The sequence below is a fragment of the Phreatobacter sp. genome, from assembly GCF_016793595.1.
Classification (GTDB): domain Bacteria; phylum Pseudomonadota; class Alphaproteobacteria; order Rhizobiales; family Phreatobacteraceae; genus Phreatobacter.
Genome location: NZ_JAEULY010000004.1, coordinates 832,779 through 847,318, shown reverse-complemented (window position 1 = coordinate 847,318; position 14,540 = coordinate 832,779). Strand labels below are relative to the sequence as shown.

Sequence of the window (14,540 nt, the reverse complement as noted above, 5' to 3'; positions counted from 1 at the left end):
GTCAGGCCTTCTTTTCCGCAAGAATGCGCTGCTTCAGCACGCCCAGCAGGCCGCCGACATCCTTCACCTCCGCCAGGCTCTCGTCCATCGGGATATAGACCGAGAACTTCTCCTCGATGGCGGCGAGGATCATCATGTAGTCGACGCTGGCAATGTTGAGCGAGGCGAGAGTGGTTTCCGGACCGACCCCGGCCATATCGACCATGCCTTCCTTCGCGATCACCTCGATGAGGTCGCGCGTCAACTGGTCGCTCTCGAACGCGGCAGCAGATTCAGTCATTCTTGGACCTTTGTGAACCGTTACGGTTGCGTCGCACGCTTGGGCACGGTTGTCCAGTGCCGCGCCTGGGCCGGGCCGGACGCCTTCCTAAACCGTTCTTCCCGTCCTATCTAGGGCCTCATGGCGCCAGGCGGCGCGTCCCGGCCGCCGGCATGGCGGACGGTCTCCACGGGCATGAACGGAGAATTCGGGAGCATGACCGGAATCGACCGCCGCGGCCTCATCCTTTCGGCACTGGGCGGGGCGGTCGCCGCGCCCGCCCTTGCACAGGACAGCCTGCCGCCGATTGCCGTCCGGCGCTCCGAGATCAGCGTCTCGCGCTCCCTGCCGGTAGCGCGCCCCGACCTGCCCGTGCCGGCCGATCCGGGCATGCTGGTCTATATCCAGCAGGCCATCGACAAGAACGTCCTTGTCTATCTCGCGAAGCAGGGGCCGGACGGCAAGCTCGACCCGCGCAATCCCGTCGAGGTGTTCTGGCGCCGCTACAACGACGCCGACGGCGCGCGCCGGCCGCTGTCCTTCTTCGAGCGGGTCTTCGCCTTCGGGGTCAGCACGCAGCGCGTGGCCGACGGCCGCTACTCGGCCCGGCTGGCGAGCTACCGCGACCGCGACGCCGTCGTCGAGATCGGCGAGGACGGCAAGCCGCGCGCGGTGATGAAGATCGGCCAGCGCACGGTCCGCATCGTCTATGCCTATGCCATGGCCGAGCGCGGACGGTTCATCCCCAAGGTCCATTATGTCGACATCCACGGCTTCGACATTGCCTCGGGTGAAGCCGTGCGCGAGCGAATCCGCCTGGACATGTGACCGGCGCCAAGGCCGGCGTCACCAGCCGAAATCGTGCCAGAGCCCGGCGGGGAAGGGATTGGGAAGCGGGTTGCGTTCGATCAGCCGGCGCTTCAGCGACATGACCCCGCCCGCACCCTTCCAGCTGCCCTTGAAGTGGTGGCGGCAGCGCACGCGGCCGTTGAGCAGGGGCGTGTCGGCGTAGAGGTCGGGCGGCACCCAGTAGATCTGCCGCAGCACGGCGACATCCTTCGGCCGGCGGGCATAGAAGAACCGCGTCAGCGCCTTCGGCCCGGTGGCATCCTCGATGCCGCCGACGGCATCGACCGGCCGCGCCGCGATGGCCGCCGCCATGTCGTCCACCAGCGCCGCCATGAAATCGTTGCCCGCGGGAGCGGCGAAGATGCAGTTGGCGATCTGGTAGGGCTGGTCGTAGCCGAGCTCCGCCTGCCGGGTCGCCGTGACGGTCGCCTCCACCCCGAAAACCGCCTTGTCCGTGTCGAGCAAGGTCCCGAAGGGGGCAAGGCATTCCATGTCCATGTCGGCGTAGATGCCGCCCTGGTCGAGGACCACGAGCAGGCGGAAGAAGTCCGCCTTCTGGACGGGGAAGCGGAACGAATCGAACAGCGCGGCATGGCGCGGAAATCGCGTGTGGACGAAGGCTGCCATGGCCGCGTCGTCGTAGAAGCGCAGCGCGATCCCGGGATTGCGCGCGACGAAACTCTGCTGGAACGCGGCCAGATCCGCCGGCAGGTCGGCGGATTTCCAGGTCTGGTGCAGGACGAGCGGGATCATGCGGGTACTTTCACGCAGGCGCGGCTCATGACGCCCGGCCGCGCCGTTCGAGCCATGTCATCAGGGCGAGCCCCGAGGCGACCATGGCGAGCGGCATCAGCCAGGCGGCGAAAATCGCGGGCAGCTGCCCATATTCGCCGAGCCAGACGACGATATTGTTGGAGACATAGAGGAAATAGCCGGCAAGGCCGATCAGGATCATCGGCTTGAAGGCGGTTCGCTGGGCGATCAGCGCCGTCGCGAGGCAGGAGGCGAGCAGCAGCATGCCGAAGGGCAGGAAGAACTGCGCGATGCGAACCTGCCGCCAGGTCCGGTATCCCGAGGCGTCCGGTATGTCCGCCCTTGTCGCGAGGGAGGCGAGGACGCCGTTCGGCAGGTAGCGCGCGTCGATGCCGAAACTGGCGAGCCAGAGCGGATCGACCGGCAGGTCGTCATCCTCCACGTCGAACCGCCGGGTTGCGCCGGTATCGGTCGGCTGGCTCGTGGGCGCGGCATCGGGCGCGTCCCACCGGCTGCCGGAATGGAAGCGCCAGCGGCCATGCGTCGAGGTCGGCTCGGCGGAGGCGGCCTCGATGCGGCCGTTGAGCCTGCCGGTATCGGAGAATTCGAAGACCTGGACATCGACCATCCGGCTGGCGCGATAGTCGATCCGCGCGTGGATGAGATGGGTGGGCAGGGTGACCCACTGCCGCGCTTCCGGGTGCAGGCGGCGATCGAAGCGCCGGCCGTATTCGCCGAGATTCTGCTCGATCTGGATCGCCACGGCGCCGGGGCGCAGCACCGACAGCGCCGTGACCTGCAGCGCCCCGAAAACGACGCCGAGAATGGCGAGCGGCACGAGCGTCTGCAGCGGCGAGCGGCCGCCGTTCCAGATGATGACGCGCTCGCGTGACTGGGTGAGCGTGATTTCGGACCAGAACAGGCCCATGAAACAGGCGAGCGGCAGCAGGTTGCCGATCAGGTCGGACATCCGCAGCGCCAGATACCAGAGAAAATGCAGCACGAGCGCGGGCGCGCCGCGTGACGGCGCCTGCGAGGCGATCCACTCCGCGCGCGGGGCGAGGTCGAGGGTCATCGCAACGATCAGCAGCGCGGCGGTGACGGTGCCGATGTGCCGGGCATGGGCGATGACCAGCGTGCGCGTATAGGTGCCGAACAGGACGAGCGCGAAGCGCCTCGTCCGCCGCTGCGGCCGCGCGGTGTCGAAGACGGTCATGACCGGCCGAGGGCGGGTCGCGCGACGGCCGAGGACCGGATCGCGATGACACCCACCAGAATTGCGCCGACGGCCATCGCGCCGGCGAGGATGATCGCCATCATCGCCCAGGGCCCCATGGCGATGAGCCGGGACAGGGCGGTGGTGCCGAGAATCTCCGTCGCCATCAGCCCGGCGCAGGCAAGCGGCAGGACGAAGGCCTGATTGGCGCGACTGGTGATGGACAAGGCGAGCAGGGCGATGAGCGGCGCGAGCAGGCAGAGGAAACTGCGGCCGAGGCGCTTGCCGAGCTCCAGCCGGTGGGCCGGGTTGCTGCCCGCGGTCGAGATCAGCTCGGGAAGCGTCAGCTCGGCGGTGTTGCGGCCGCGTGGATCGAAGGGAACCACGTCGTCGATGATCATGCTCTGCTGGGTTGAAATGCCGCGCAGCGACGAGACGGGCGCGATCCGCGGGCGGGGCGAACCGGGACTGGGCGCGGCGAAGTCGTCGACCACGAAATCGTAGAGATGCAGCGCCACGCGGCCGCTGACGTCCGGCCCGGTCAGGCGCGAGCCGTTGGCGACCACGACGCGCTCGGTACCGTCCGGATTGGTCTGGCGGACGAACAGGCGCGGGCGCGGCTCGCCATCCGGGCGGGGCGTGACCGCGACGGTGCCGACGCGTGTCTCGATCAGGCGGCTGGCGGTGATCGTGCCGCCCATCAGGGCATTGTATTGCGCGGCGAACATCACCAGCCGGAAGCCGTAGCGCGACAGGGGGTCGATGAAGCCGCCGACCGCGATGGCGGTGATCTGGGCGACGATGCCGATGCGGATGACGAGGCGGATGAGCCCGTGCGGCGGGATCCCGAGGCTCGACAGCATGAGGAATTCGCGGTCCTCGCGCAGGCTGAGCGACACCCGGTAGACGGCGATGAGGATGGCGGTCGGCAAGGCCAGTTCGAAGACCTGCGGCAGCATGGCGGTCATCAGGACCAGCGTGCTGCCGAGCGAGGCGCGAATCTTCAGCACCTCCTCCAGCAGGCCGGAAATGAGCTGTTCGGCGACGAAGATGCTCTCGATCAGCAGCAGGACGAGCGCCACCTGCACGACAACCTCGCGCTTGATGCGGTTGCCCTGCTGGCGCGGAAACGGCCGCGAGCGGCCCGTCAGGTCGAGGCGCGAGCGCAGGCGCCGGACAAGCACGGCATAGGCGTTCACGCAGCCGGCTCCATGCTGGCGCGGCGCGGCATAAGCGTGTAGAGACCGAGCCCGTCGCGCGGGCCTATTGGCGGATCGCCCAGGCGCCGATCGGGGATACAGCCGCTTGCAGATCGTCGAAGCAAAGTCACCCCGCGACCTTAGCCGCTTCATCCGCATACCGCGAGAGCTCTATTCCGGGATCGCGGGTTATCAGCCGCCCGTCGATCTCGAACGCAAGCTGCTGCTTCACCCGAAATGGGCGCCGTTCGCCACCCATGGCGAGGTCGCCCTGTTCATCGCCGAGGATGGCAATGGCCGCCCGCTCGGCCGCATCTCCGCGCAGTTCGACCGGCTGACCCCGCCGGAACGTGCGGGAACCGGGCATTTCGGCTGCCTCGACGCGGTTGACGACCCGCGGGTGGTCGCGGCCCTCATCGCGACCGCCCGACGCTGGCACGCGGAGCGCGGGCGCCACCGGATCGAAGGCCCCTTCACCTATTCGATCAACGAGGAAGCCGGCGTCCAGATCGAGGGGCAGCAGCACGGCGACATGGTGCTGATGCCCTGGCATCCGCCCTATCTCGGCGCGCTGGTGGAGCAGGCGGGTCTCGCGCCGGTCAAGGACCTTCTGGCCTATTCGATCTCGTCGACCGTGGCCCAGCGCTGGACCGGCGCGCGCGTCGCCCGCCTGTCGCAGCAGAGCCGCGTGACCGTCCGCCATCTGAACCTGTGGAAGCTCGGGGCCGAGGCGGCGATCATGACCGAGCTGTTCAACGCGTCCTGGAAGGACAATTGGGGCTTCATCCCGCTGGCGACCGCGGAACTCGCGACCCTGCTTCAGATCGCCCGTCCGGTGATGAAGGCGAGCTACGGCATCATCCTCGAAATGGACGGCAAGCCGGTCGCCTTCGCCTTCGCGCTGCCCAACGCCTACGAGCTGATTCGCGGCTTCGGCGGCCGGCTGCTGCCGTTCAACTGGGCGCGGCTGATCTGGCGGCTGATGACCCACACCTACCGCACCGGCCGCGTCACGCTGCTCGGCGTGCATGCCGACCTGCGCGACACGCTGCTGGGGGCGAGCCTGCCGATCGTCGCCATCGCCAACCTGATCAGCGCCAACCCGGTGGATGGCGAGATTGAGATGGGCTGGATTCTCGACGACAATGTCCGCATGAGCCGGATCATCGAGAATGCCGGCGGCAGGATCAGCAAGCGCTATCGCCTCTATGGCGATGCGCCGGCGGAGGGGATCGCCGAATGACCACAGCGCAGGACGAGGGCGCCGGCGCGCTGGCGCCGGTCGATATCGCCTTCGTGGCCGCCCATCCCGCGCACATGCTGGCGATTGTCGGCGGCGCCGGGCTGTTTCCCTACGGCCCGGGAACCGTCGGCGCGCTGGTCGGCATTCCCGCCGGCCTGCTGCTGGCGATGCTGCCGGCCATCGTCTCCGGGCTCATCCTGGTCGCGACTTTCCTGATCGGCGTCTGGGCCTGCCGGACGGCGGCCGCCAGTGCCGGCGTTCACGACCATCCCGCCATCGTCTTCGACGAGACCTGGGCCATGGCGGCGGTCCTCGCCTTCGCGCCTGCCGGCGGATGGGCGGTTCTGGCGGGCTTTCTGGCGTTCCGGCTGTTCGATATCGCCAAGCCCTGGCCCATCGGCCTGATCGACCGGCAGGTCGATGATGGTCTCGGCATCATGCTCGACGATGCCGTCGCGGCGATCTTCGCGCTGGCGGTGGTGGCTGGCCTGTGGCGGCTGGGTGTCGTCTAGAGCGCCGTCGAGCGACGTGAGGACCGGTTCGCGCGAAGACGGCGCGGCAAAGGGAACGCTCAGACGCCCGCCATCACGCGGACCGCAAGCAGTCCGCAGGCAAGGGCGATAGCGAGACCAACTCCGTCGAAGAGCTGCATGGTAGCGGCCTTTCGGTTACTGCCGAGATCATGAACGAGCATGATTAACGGACGGTGTCGCTGCGAAGGCGCGGAGGTTGCCGGATTGTGGCGGTCTGGCGGCGCAAGCCTGTTGCGGGCACTCTGTTGCGCGGCGGCAACAGCCGCTCAGAGCTCGAAATCGACGCCGAGATAGGCGGCCCGCACCCGCGGGTCGGCGACGATCCGCTCGACCGCGCCGGAGGCGAGGATCAGCCCGTCGGCGAGGATATAGGCGCGGTCGACGAGGCTCAGCGTCTCGCGCACGTTGTGATCGGTGATCAGCACGCCGATGCCCCGTCCCGCGAGCTTGCGGACCAGCAGCCGCACCTCCGTCACCGCGATGGGATCGACGCCCGCGAACGGCTCGTCCAGCAGGATGAACGAGGGCTCGCTCGCCAGCGTGCGGGCGATTTCGAGCCGCCGCCGCTCGCCGCCGGACAGGCCGCCCGCCTTGGCGTGCCGGACATGGTCGAGGCCGAATTCGCCGATCAGCTCGTCCAGCCGCGCCTTGCATGCCGCGCGCCCCGCGACGATCGATTCCAGCGTGATGAGGATATTGTCCTCGACCGACGAGCCCCGGAAGATCGAGGGTTCCTGCGGCAGGTAGCCGAGCCCCATCCGCGCGCGCATGAACAGCGGCAGCCGCGTGATATTGGCGTCGTCCAGCATGACGACGCCGCTGTCCGGCACCTGAATGCCGGCGATCATCGAGAAGGTGGTGGTCTTGCCCGCTCCGTTCGGCCCGAGCAGGCCGACGACCTCGCCGCGCCGGAGCGCCAGATCGACACCCCTGACCACCGGTCGCCCGTCATGTGCCTTGGCGATCCGGCGGGCGATGATCATGGGGCGAAACCGTCCAGTCCCTGGAGCGGAGGAGCGGCGAAAGCGCCGCTCAGTCGGTGCCTTCGATGAAGGACAGCGTGCGCGTGCGCGCTTCCTTGTCGGTGAACTGCTTCGGCGGCGACTTCATGAAATAGCTGGACGGGCCGCCGATCGGGCCGCCGATCTTGCGGTCGAGGGCGATGCGGGCGCAGCGCACCGCGTCGATGACGACGCCGGCGGAGTTCGGCGAATCCCAGACCTCGAGCTTCAGCTCCATGTTCAGCGGCACGCCGCCGAAACCGGTGCCCTCGAGGCGGATATAGGCCATCTTGCGATCGTCGAGGAACGGCACGAAGTCGCTCGGGCCGATATGGATGTTGTCGGCGGCCAGCGGCACGTCGATCTGGCTGGAGACGGCCTGCGTCTTCGACTTCTTCTTCGATGTCAGGCGCTCGCGCTCCAGCATGTTGAGGAAGTCGGTATTGCCGCCGAAATTGAGCTGGTAGGTGCGGTCGATCTTGACGCCACGCTCTTCATAGAGGCGGGCGAGCACGCGGTGGACGATGGTCGCGCCGACCTGGCTCTTGATGTCGTCGCCGACGATCGGCAGGCCCTTGTCCTCGAAACGCTTGGCCCAGTCCGGGTTCGAGGCGATGAACACCGGCACGCAGTTGATGAAGCCGCAGCCCGCGGCCAGCGCCTGCTCGGCATAGTACTCGCTGGCCTTCTGCGAGCCGACCGGCAGGTAGGAGATGATCACCTCGGCCCTGGCGGCCTTGAGGGCGGCGGCGACATCGACCGGCTCTTCCTTCGATTCGGTCACGACGCCGACGAGGTGCTTGCCGATACCGTCCAGCGTCGGGCCGCGCCGCACCGTCACGCCGGTCTCGGGGACCCGGGCGAACTGGATCGTATTGTTCGGCTTTGCGACAATGGCCTCGGCGACGTCATGGCCGACCTTGCGGCTGTCGATGTCGAAAGCCGCCACGATCTCGATGTCGCGGATATGATAGGGGCCGACTTCGACGTTCATCAGGCCCGGAATGGATTCACCCGGCTTGGCGTCCTTGTAGTAGTGGAGGCCCTGGACGAAGGACGCGGCGCAATTGCCGACGCCGACGATGGCAACACGAATAGCAGACCGTGACACGAATGATCTCCAGGCGCTTGGGCCGAAAATCACCGGCTGCGCGGCGCCCCTTATACTTCATTGCTTTGTCATTTGAAGGGGTCCCGTGCTGATCGTCACCGGAGCCACGGGGCTGCTCGGGAATACGCTGCTGCGGCAGGCGCTTTCGCAGGGGCGGAAGGCGGCGGCGCTCGTTCGCCCTTCCAGCCCCCGCCAGCCGCTCGACGGCCTCGATTGTCGGAGGATCGAGGCCGATCTGGTCGAATCCGATCTGGTTTCCCTGGTCGCGGGCGCTTCCACGGTTATCCACTGCGCCGCGCGGGTCGGCATCGGGCGCGCGGACATGGCTGCCTTCCGTAAGGACAATGCGCTGGCGACGGCCCGGCTCGCGGCCGCCTGCCGCGTTTCCGGCGTGCGCCTCGTCCACGTTTCAACGGTGGATACCCTCGTCTGGGGCACGCGCGAGGCGCCCGGCGCGGGCGATCCGGCGCCGCCTCATGCGCTCGACACGGCCTATGCCGCCAGCAAGCGCGAGGCGGAGGAGGCGGTGCTGGCCGAAGCCGGCCGGGGCCTCGACGCGGTGATCGTCCATCCCGGCTTCCTTCTCGGCCCGTGGGACTGGAAGCCCTCGTCGGGCCGGCTGATGCTGGCGGCATGCCGGGGGCCGATGAGCATCGCCCCGCCCGGCGGCAATGATTTCTGCCATGCCGGCGACGTGGCGGCGGCGATCCTGACCGCCGCCCGGAGCGCGCCGTCCGGCAGTCGCCACGTCCTGTCCGGCGAGGCGCTGACCTATGCGGAGGCGTTCCGGCGGATGCGGCGGGTTGCCGGCCGGGGCGGTCCGGTCCTGACCGCGCCCCCGGCGCTGGTCATGGCGGCCGGCCGCGCCGGCGACCTGCTGGGACGGCTGACCGGCCGGGAGCCGGAGCTGAATTCCGCCTCGGCGGCGGTTTCCTGCCTGCCGCACCATTTTTCCAGCGCCAAAGCCGTGCGCGACCTCGGCTATGCGCCGCGCCCGGCGACGGAAGCCTTCCGCGATGCGTGGACATGGTTCCGCGATCGCGGCTATGCGTGAGGCCCCGCCGGCATTCGTGAGACATCTCCCTTGAAGATCGCCCTGGTCAGCGACTGGTTCGTGCCGCGCGTCGGCGGCATCGAGATGCAGATGCGCGACCTCGCGCTGGCGCTGATGGCACGCGGCCACGACGTCAGGGTCATCTGCGGCGTGCCCGGCGAGCCCGAGGTGGACGGAATCCCCGTGGAGCGTCTGCCCGGGCCGCGTCTTCCCGGATTCGGCATTGCGGTGACGCCCGGCGTCTTCCGGGCGCTGCGGCAGGCCATGGCCGGGGGCGGCTACGACGTCATCCATATCCAGGTTGGCAATGTCGCGCCCATCGCCCACCACGCGATGCAATATTGCACCCGCCATCGGCTGCCGGCGGTGGCGAGCTTCCATTCGGTGTTGAAATACTACGACGTGCCGCTGTGGTTTCTCGACGCCATGCACGGCTATTCGACCTCGACGGTGCGTTTCACCACGGTCTCGACGGTGGCGGCCGAAGCCATGCGCCCGCTGGTGAAGGCCCGCGACATCGGCATCCTGCCGAACGGCATCGACCTCGACTGGTGGAAGCGGCCGGAAGTCTTCGCTCCCACCTCCCCACCGGGCAGAGGTGAAGAAGGCGGTCCGCCCGTCGAGTTCATCTCCGTTACCCGGCTCCAGAAACGCAAGCGCGCGCGCTGGCTGGTCAAGGCCTTCGCCGAGGCGGTCTCGGGCCTGCCACCGGGCTCCGCGCGGCTCACCATCGTCGGCGACGGCGACGAGCGGGGCGCGCTGGAGCGCATCATTCGCGGGGCAGGACTTGAGCAGTCCGTGATCCTTGCCGGCCGCCAGCCGCGCGAGGCGATCCGCGCGCTTCTGCACCGCTCCGATGTCTTCGTGCTGGCCTCGAAGCTCGAATCCTTCGGCATCGCGGCGCTGGAGGCACGCGCCGCCGGCCTGCCGGTCCTGACCATGGCGCAATCCGGCGCACGCGACTTCCTCAATCACGGCGTCGATGCGCTGCTGGCCGAGGATGACACGGCTTTGGCGGCCGATATCAGGGCGATGATCATCGATCCCGCGAAGCGCCTTGCGCTGACCGCGGCGGCCGCCGCGCCGCCGCCCGGCGTCGATTGGGTCGAACTCGCGCCGCGCTACGAGGCCGAGTACCGCGCCGCGATGGCCGCGATTTCCTAGAGCGTCCGCGCGCCCCGCTCGTCACGCGGCAGCGCCCAGCTCAGATATCCGATGCCGGCGAACGAGGCGACGAAGCCCGCGCCGTGCTGCAGGAAGGCGGCGGCGGTGGCGAGCGGCAGCGGCACGCCCATGAACTGGTAGCAGAAGATGACGGTCGCCTCGTAGACGCCGAGATGGCCGGGCGAGATCGGCGCCATGGTGGCAAGACTGAGCGCGGCCGTGACCAGCACGGCAGACGCGATCGACGGCTCGATGCCGACCGCGACCTGGATGATCAGCACGGACAGCACCTCGACGGCTTTCTTGGCGAAGGCCAGCATCGTGGTCGAGAAGCCGAGCAGGGGGCTGCGCATCGGTTCGAGATGGGCGACGAAATCCGCGAAATGGTGCACGAACTGCGCCGGCCGGCCCGTCAGCCTCGCCGCGAGGCGATGGATCAGCTCGCCGCCATGGGCGGCCGCCAGCATGGCCAGCGTGAACAGGGCCATGACGCCCGCGAGCGTCAGCAGGCCGGCGCGCAGCCAGTCCGGCACCGGCACCAGCCAGGCCGCCAGCACCAGCACGCCGAGCTTGGCGAAGCCGGTCAGCAGCTGGTCCACCGCATAGAGCGAGGCGGCGGCGCTCGCCGGCAGCCGGCCCCGGGCGATGAGGAAGCCGACCGCCGCGACGACGCCGGCAATGGGCAGGGAGGTGTTGGCGGTGCCGGTCAGTGCCGTCACCTGCGCCATCCGCGCGAAGGTCGGGCGGTGGGCGGACGGCGCCAGCAGCCACCATTGCAGGATCCACAGCGGCCAGCCCGCGACGATGACCACGACGGCGAGGGCCACCCACTGCCATTTCGCGGCCGCGAGCGCGGACATCACGTCCTTCCACGGCAGGGCGAAGGCGGCGATGGCGAAGAACACCGCCAGCACGCACCAGCCGAGCACCCACCACAGGCGGCGGGACGGGGCCGGCGCGGCGATATCGGGAGAGGCGGGCGTCGTCATGCGGCAGCCTTCTGCGCCTGCGGTGTCCGGCGCTGATGCGCCTCCTCGCCGAGGGCGCGCATGGTGGTGAAGGTCGCGCCGCGCGCCTTGAAGAAATCGATCACCGAGGACAGCGCGTCGAGCGCCGGCTGCCCGGTGCGGAAGCGGCAATCGAGGCGCAGGTTCGACTGGCGGAAGTCGACGAACTCCCACGGATGGACGAACAGCACCACCGGATCGGGTTTCCGGCTCAGGAAGAACTCGCGCAGCAGCTTCGGGATGCGCAGGGCGCTCGACGTGATGGAGGCGGGGATGCGGACCAGCGAGGGGCCGTTCTCGACGCCCGGCACGTCTTTCTTGTAGAGCGCCTGCGAGGAATCGAGGCGGAAGCCCTCGGCCTCCAGAAGATCGAGATAATGGCCGGGAAAGCGCAGATAGGGCGCGCGGAACGAGGTGATCTCGGCAAAATCGCGCAGCCGCTTCGTCGATTCCTGGATCTCCCAGCGCGCGCTGTCCTTCGGCATCCAGTCGAAGCGCTGATGCGTGACGCCGTGGCAGGCGAGCTCGTGGCCGGCATCGACCACCGCCTTCACCGACTGCGGATAGAGCCGCGCGGTGTCGCCCGTGGTGAACCACGTCGTCTCGATGCCTTGCCGGGCGAACAGGTCAATGAGCTTCGGCGCGCCCTCGGTCACGCCCCGCCACGTCCACAGGAAGGGCGGGCAGTCGGGCTCCATGTCGACCGTCAGGGCGACGCGGGTCGGGGAGGGGCTGGCGGCAGACATCGCCGCGCTCTTAGAGCATTTCGCTTGAAAGGGGGAGGGGGCCCGGCCCCGCCCTATTTCCGGTAATGCGCGATGATCGCGCCGATGACGTTGGAATAGTCATCGGTCCACGGCCTGACGCCGGCCGCCTCGACGCTACGCCAGCCCTGCGCCTCGTCGAGGCCGGCAAGGTCCGCCGGCCGCTCCGCCACGACCGCCGCGGTGATGGCGAGGCGCATGTCGGCGACCCGATCCGGGCTCGAGGCGTAATTGTTGATCCGCGCCACGAGGCCGTGCTCGGCGGCGATCGCCGCGACGATCGGGGCGAGATGCATGTGCCGGTTGGAGATGTGCAGGGTGATGACCCCGCCGAGCGCGATCTTGCGCCGGTAGATCGCCATGGCCTCGCGGGTCAGCAGGTGGACGGGTATGGAATCGGACGAGAAGGCGTCGATCACCAGCACGTCATAGATGCCCTGTTCGCCCTCGGTCAGGGTCAGGCGGGCGTCCCCCAGCACGACAGGCGCGTTCGGCGTGCAGCGGCGCAGGAACGAGAATTCCTCGCGGGCGATGCGGACGACTTCCGAGTCGATTTCGTAGTAGCGCCATTCGTCGCCCGGACGGGCGTGGCAGGCGAGCGAGCCGCTGCCGAGGCCGACGACGCCGACGCGCAGCGGCCGACCGAGGCGCTCGCGCGCGGCGAAGATCGCGCCGGCCAGCGGCCCCTCGCGATGGTAATAGGTCAGCGGCTCCGGCGGCCCCTGAACCGGCTGGCCGCTCGTATCCACCAGCCGTTCGGCGCCGTGGAAGGTCGTGCCGTGCTGGAGCAGGCGGAAGCGGCCGTCATCGGTGACAACGACGCGGTGCACGCCGAAGAAGCTGCGCGTCGTGCGGCTCTCGCCGGTGTCGAGGTGGTAGACGCGGATCACGCCGAGCGCGAGGACGAGCAGCAGGGCGAAACGGATGGGCCGGTCGCGCCAGACGAGCGCTCCCACCAGCGACAGACCCGTGGCGAGCGTCGCGCCGACGGCGAACGCGGCCAGCGGCGGAACGCCGATGAGGCCGGCCGGCACGAGCAGGACGAGGCAGAGCGCCGCGAGCAGTTTTGCGACGCCGTCGCTCCTGAAGGCGTCGAGGCTCGCCCCGGGTCGGCACAGCACGGCGAGCACGAGGACCAGCGGATATTCGATCACCCAGCTGAAGATGCGCGGCGCGAGGAGGCCGGCGAATATGCCGCCGAGCACGCCGCCGAACGACATCCAGAGGTAGAAGGCGGTGAGGTGGCGCGGTGCCGGGCGGCGGGCGGCGAGTTCGCCGTGGCAGACCATGGCCGTGACGAAGAAGGCGGCGAGATGGACGGCCGCGACCAGCGCGATGGAGCCGAACAGCGTCGGCCGCGCGATGGAAACCGCCACGGCGGCGATCAGGAACGGCTGGATCGCCAGCATGGTGCGCTGGCTGATCGCGGGCGGGTCGCGGAACACCAGGACGAAGGTGAGCAGGAACAGGCCGAGCGGCATCACCCAGAGGAACGGCGCGGCGGCGACGTCGGTGGACAGGTGCGCCGTGACCGCGACGAGCAGCGCCGAGGGGATGAAGGACAGGCCGATCCAGCCGAGAATGGTGCGCGCGGCGGGGGCGGGCTCGGCGGTGCTCGCGACCGCGGCGGATATGCCTGCATCGCCCGCCGTGCGGATCGCGACCAGCCCGCAGCCGGCGATCAGCGCGATCAGGATGTTGAACCCCTGGGTCCACCACGCCGTCTGCCATCCCAGCGTCGATAGCGGCTCGATCAGGAAGGGATAGGCGAACAGCGCGATGAACGAGCCGACATTGGAGGCCGCATAGAGCACATAGGGATTGGCCGCCTGCGTGTGCCCGGTGCGGGCGAACCATGCTTGCAGCAGCGGCCCGTTGGCCGAGAGCGCGAAGAACGGCAGGCCGATGGAGGCGGTGAACAGGCCGAGCAGCCAGAGCGCCTCGCCGTCGGCGGGCGGGCGGCCCCAGCCGGGCGCCACCGCCAGCGGCAGGGCGAGCGAGGCGACCGCCATCACGCAGAGGTGAACGACGATGGCGCCCTTGAGCGGCAGGAGCCGGGTCAGCGCATGGGCATAGGCGTAGCCGGCGAGCAGCACGGCCTGGAAGAACACCATGGCGACCGACCAGACGCCCGGCGAGCCGCCGAGCACCGGCAGCACCATCTTGGCGAATAGCGGCTGAACCGCGAACAGCAGCGCCGCGCTGGTGAACACCGCGCCGGTGAAGACGGCCATGCCCCAGCGGCCGGCGCTGTGGCTGAGCGAGGCAGGCGTCTCGGCGAGGCTCATGAACGGTTTCCGGCGGAATGGCGGCCGGAACCCTAGCAGCGAGGCTTTAAGGAGCGGTTGCCCGGGCTCGTGCAAGGCCGCCGCGCGGGCCGGACGGTT

Annotated in this window: 14 protein-coding genes; 5 read left to right on the top strand and 9 right to left on the bottom strand. The window is 69.1% G+C overall.

Going from position 1 to position 14,540, the window contains the following annotated elements; all coding sequences use genetic code 11:
- Nucleotide 1: 1 nt before the first annotated feature.
- The gene (locus JNK84_RS08205) at nt 2–280 is read right to left on the bottom strand and encodes an acyl carrier protein (RefSeq protein ID WP_293422682.1); all 279 of its coding nucleotides are present in this window, start codon (nt 278–280) and stop codon (nt 2–4) included.
- Nucleotides 281–475: 195 nt separating this feature from the next.
- Between JNK84_RS08205 and JNK84_RS08200 the strand changes: the two genes are divergently transcribed.
- On the top strand, nt 476–1,087 hold the full coding sequence (locus JNK84_RS08200; RefSeq protein ID WP_293422678.1) for a DUF4833 domain-containing protein: 612 nt from the start codon (nt 476–478) through the stop codon (nt 1,085–1,087).
- Between the two features lie 18 nt (nt 1,088–1,105).
- On the opposite strand, the gene JNK84_RS08195 is transcribed toward JNK84_RS08200, so the two are convergent.
- From JNK84_RS08195 to JNK84_RS08185, 3 genes are read right to left on the bottom strand one after another with little or no spacing between them, the layout of a single operon-like run.
- On the bottom strand, nt 1,106–1,861 hold the full coding sequence (locus tag JNK84_RS08195; RefSeq protein WP_293422675.1) for a glycosyltransferase family 32 protein: 756 nt from the start codon (nt 1,859–1,861) through the stop codon (nt 1,106–1,108).
- Between the two features lie 25 nt (nt 1,862–1,886).
- Nucleotides 1,887–3,077 carry an LptF/LptG family permease gene (locus JNK84_RS08190; RefSeq protein WP_293422672.1) on the bottom strand — a complete coding sequence of 397 codons (1,191 nt, stop codon included), beginning with the start codon at nt 3,075–3,077 and terminating at the stop codon, nt 1,887–1,889.
- A complete protein-coding gene (locus JNK84_RS08185) occupies nt 3,074–4,276 on the bottom strand; it encodes an LptF/LptG family permease (protein WP_293422669.1) in 1,203 nt (400 codons plus the stop codon). Before JNK84_RS08185 ends, JNK84_RS08190 begins: the two co-directional genes overlap by 4 nt.
- A 106-nt stretch (nt 4,277–4,382) precedes the next feature.
- On the opposite strand from JNK84_RS08185, the gene JNK84_RS08180 reads away from it, so the two are divergent.
- Both JNK84_RS08180 and JNK84_RS08175 read left to right on the top strand, forming a co-directional pair.
- Nucleotides 4,383–5,519 carry a hypothetical protein gene (locus JNK84_RS08180; protein WP_293422666.1) on the top strand — a complete coding sequence of 379 codons (1,137 nt, stop codon included), beginning with the start codon at nt 4,383–4,385 and terminating at the stop codon, nt 5,517–5,519.
- Nucleotides 5,516–6,031, top strand: coding sequence for a phosphatidylglycerophosphatase A family protein (locus tag JNK84_RS08175; protein ID WP_293422663.1), 516 nt, complete (start codon nt 5,516–5,518; stop codon nt 6,029–6,031). Before JNK84_RS08180 ends, JNK84_RS08175 begins: the two co-directional genes overlap by 4 nt.
- 287 nt (nt 6,032–6,318) lie before the next feature.
- Here JNK84_RS08175 and lptB read toward each other — a convergent pair whose 3' ends face one another.
- A complete protein-coding gene (gene lptB, locus JNK84_RS08170; RefSeq protein WP_293422660.1) occupies nt 6,319–7,035 on the bottom strand; it encodes an LPS export ABC transporter ATP-binding protein in 717 nt (238 codons plus the stop codon).
- Nucleotides 7,036–7,084: 49 nt separating this feature from the next.
- Nucleotides 7,085–8,164: an inositol-3-phosphate synthase gene (locus tag JNK84_RS08165; RefSeq protein WP_293422657.1), complete on the bottom strand. Its 1,080-nt coding sequence runs from the start codon at nt 8,162–8,164 to the stop codon at nt 7,085–7,087.
- Between the two features lie 85 nt (nt 8,165–8,249).
- On the opposite strand from JNK84_RS08165, the gene JNK84_RS08160 reads away from it, so the two are divergent.
- On the top strand, nt 8,250–9,218 hold the full coding sequence (locus JNK84_RS08160; protein ID WP_293422654.1) for an NAD-dependent epimerase/dehydratase family protein: 969 nt from the start codon (nt 8,250–8,252) through the stop codon (nt 9,216–9,218).
- A 30-nt stretch (nt 9,219–9,248) separates the two neighbouring features.
- The gene (locus JNK84_RS08155; protein ID WP_293422651.1) at nt 9,249–10,382 is read left to right on the top strand and encodes a glycosyltransferase family 4 protein; all 1,134 of its coding nucleotides are present in this window, start codon (nt 9,249–9,251) and stop codon (nt 10,380–10,382) included.
- Here the strand turns inward: JNK84_RS08155 and JNK84_RS08150 are convergent.
- From JNK84_RS08150 to JNK84_RS08140, 3 genes are read right to left on the bottom strand one after another with little or no spacing between them, the layout of a single operon-like run.
- Entirely contained in the window at nt 10,379–11,371 is a 993-nt protein-coding gene (locus JNK84_RS08150) for a lysylphosphatidylglycerol synthase transmembrane domain-containing protein (protein ID WP_293422648.1), read from the bottom strand. The two genes, JNK84_RS08155 and JNK84_RS08150, sit on opposite strands and share 4 nt — an antisense overlap.
- Entirely contained in the window at nt 11,368–12,135 is a 768-nt protein-coding gene (locus tag JNK84_RS08145; RefSeq protein WP_293422645.1) for a polysaccharide deacetylase family protein, read from the bottom strand. Before JNK84_RS08145 ends, JNK84_RS08150 begins: the two co-directional genes overlap by 4 nt.
- A gap of 53 nt (nt 12,136–12,188) precedes the next feature.
- Nucleotides 12,189–14,441 (bottom strand): fused MFS/spermidine synthase, encoded by a 2,253-nt coding sequence (locus JNK84_RS08140; RefSeq protein WP_293422642.1) that lies wholly within the window; start codon nt 14,439–14,441, stop codon nt 12,189–12,191.
- Nucleotides 14,442–14,540: the final 99 nt, after the last annotated feature.

What these genes read in the sequence shown, in the direction of transcription:
- JNK84_RS08150 (WP_293422648.1), bottom strand. Translation starts at nt 11,371, where the DNA reads ATGACGACGCCCGCCTCTCCCGATATCGCCGCGCCGGCCCCGTCCCGC.
- JNK84_RS08175 (WP_293422663.1), top strand. Translation starts at nt 5,516, where the DNA reads ATGACCACAGCGCAGGACGAGGGCGCCGGCGCGCTGGCGCCGGTCGAT.
- JNK84_RS08195 (WP_293422675.1), bottom strand. Translation starts at nt 1,861, where the DNA reads ATGATCCCGCTCGTCCTGCACCAGACCTGGAAATCCGCCGACCTGCCG.
- JNK84_RS08145 (WP_293422645.1), bottom strand. Translation starts at nt 12,135, where the DNA reads ATGTCTGCCGCCAGCCCCTCCCCGACCCGCGTCGCCCTGACGGTCGAC.
- JNK84_RS08190 (WP_293422672.1), bottom strand. Translation starts at nt 3,077, where the DNA reads ATGACCGTCTTCGACACCGCGCGGCCGCAGCGGCGGACGAGGCGCTTC.
- lptB (WP_293422660.1), bottom strand. Translation starts at nt 7,035, where the DNA reads ATGATCATCGCCCGCCGGATCGCCAAGGCACATGACGGGCGACCGGTG.
- JNK84_RS08205 (WP_293422682.1), bottom strand. Translation starts at nt 280, where the DNA reads ATGACTGAATCTGCTGCCGCGTTCGAGAGCGACCAGTTGACGCGCGAC.
- JNK84_RS08140 (WP_293422642.1), bottom strand. Translation starts at nt 14,441, where the DNA reads ATGAGCCTCGCCGAGACGCCTGCCTCGCTCAGCCACAGCGCCGGCCGC.
- JNK84_RS08200 (WP_293422678.1), top strand. Translation starts at nt 476, where the DNA reads ATGACCGGAATCGACCGCCGCGGCCTCATCCTTTCGGCACTGGGCGGG.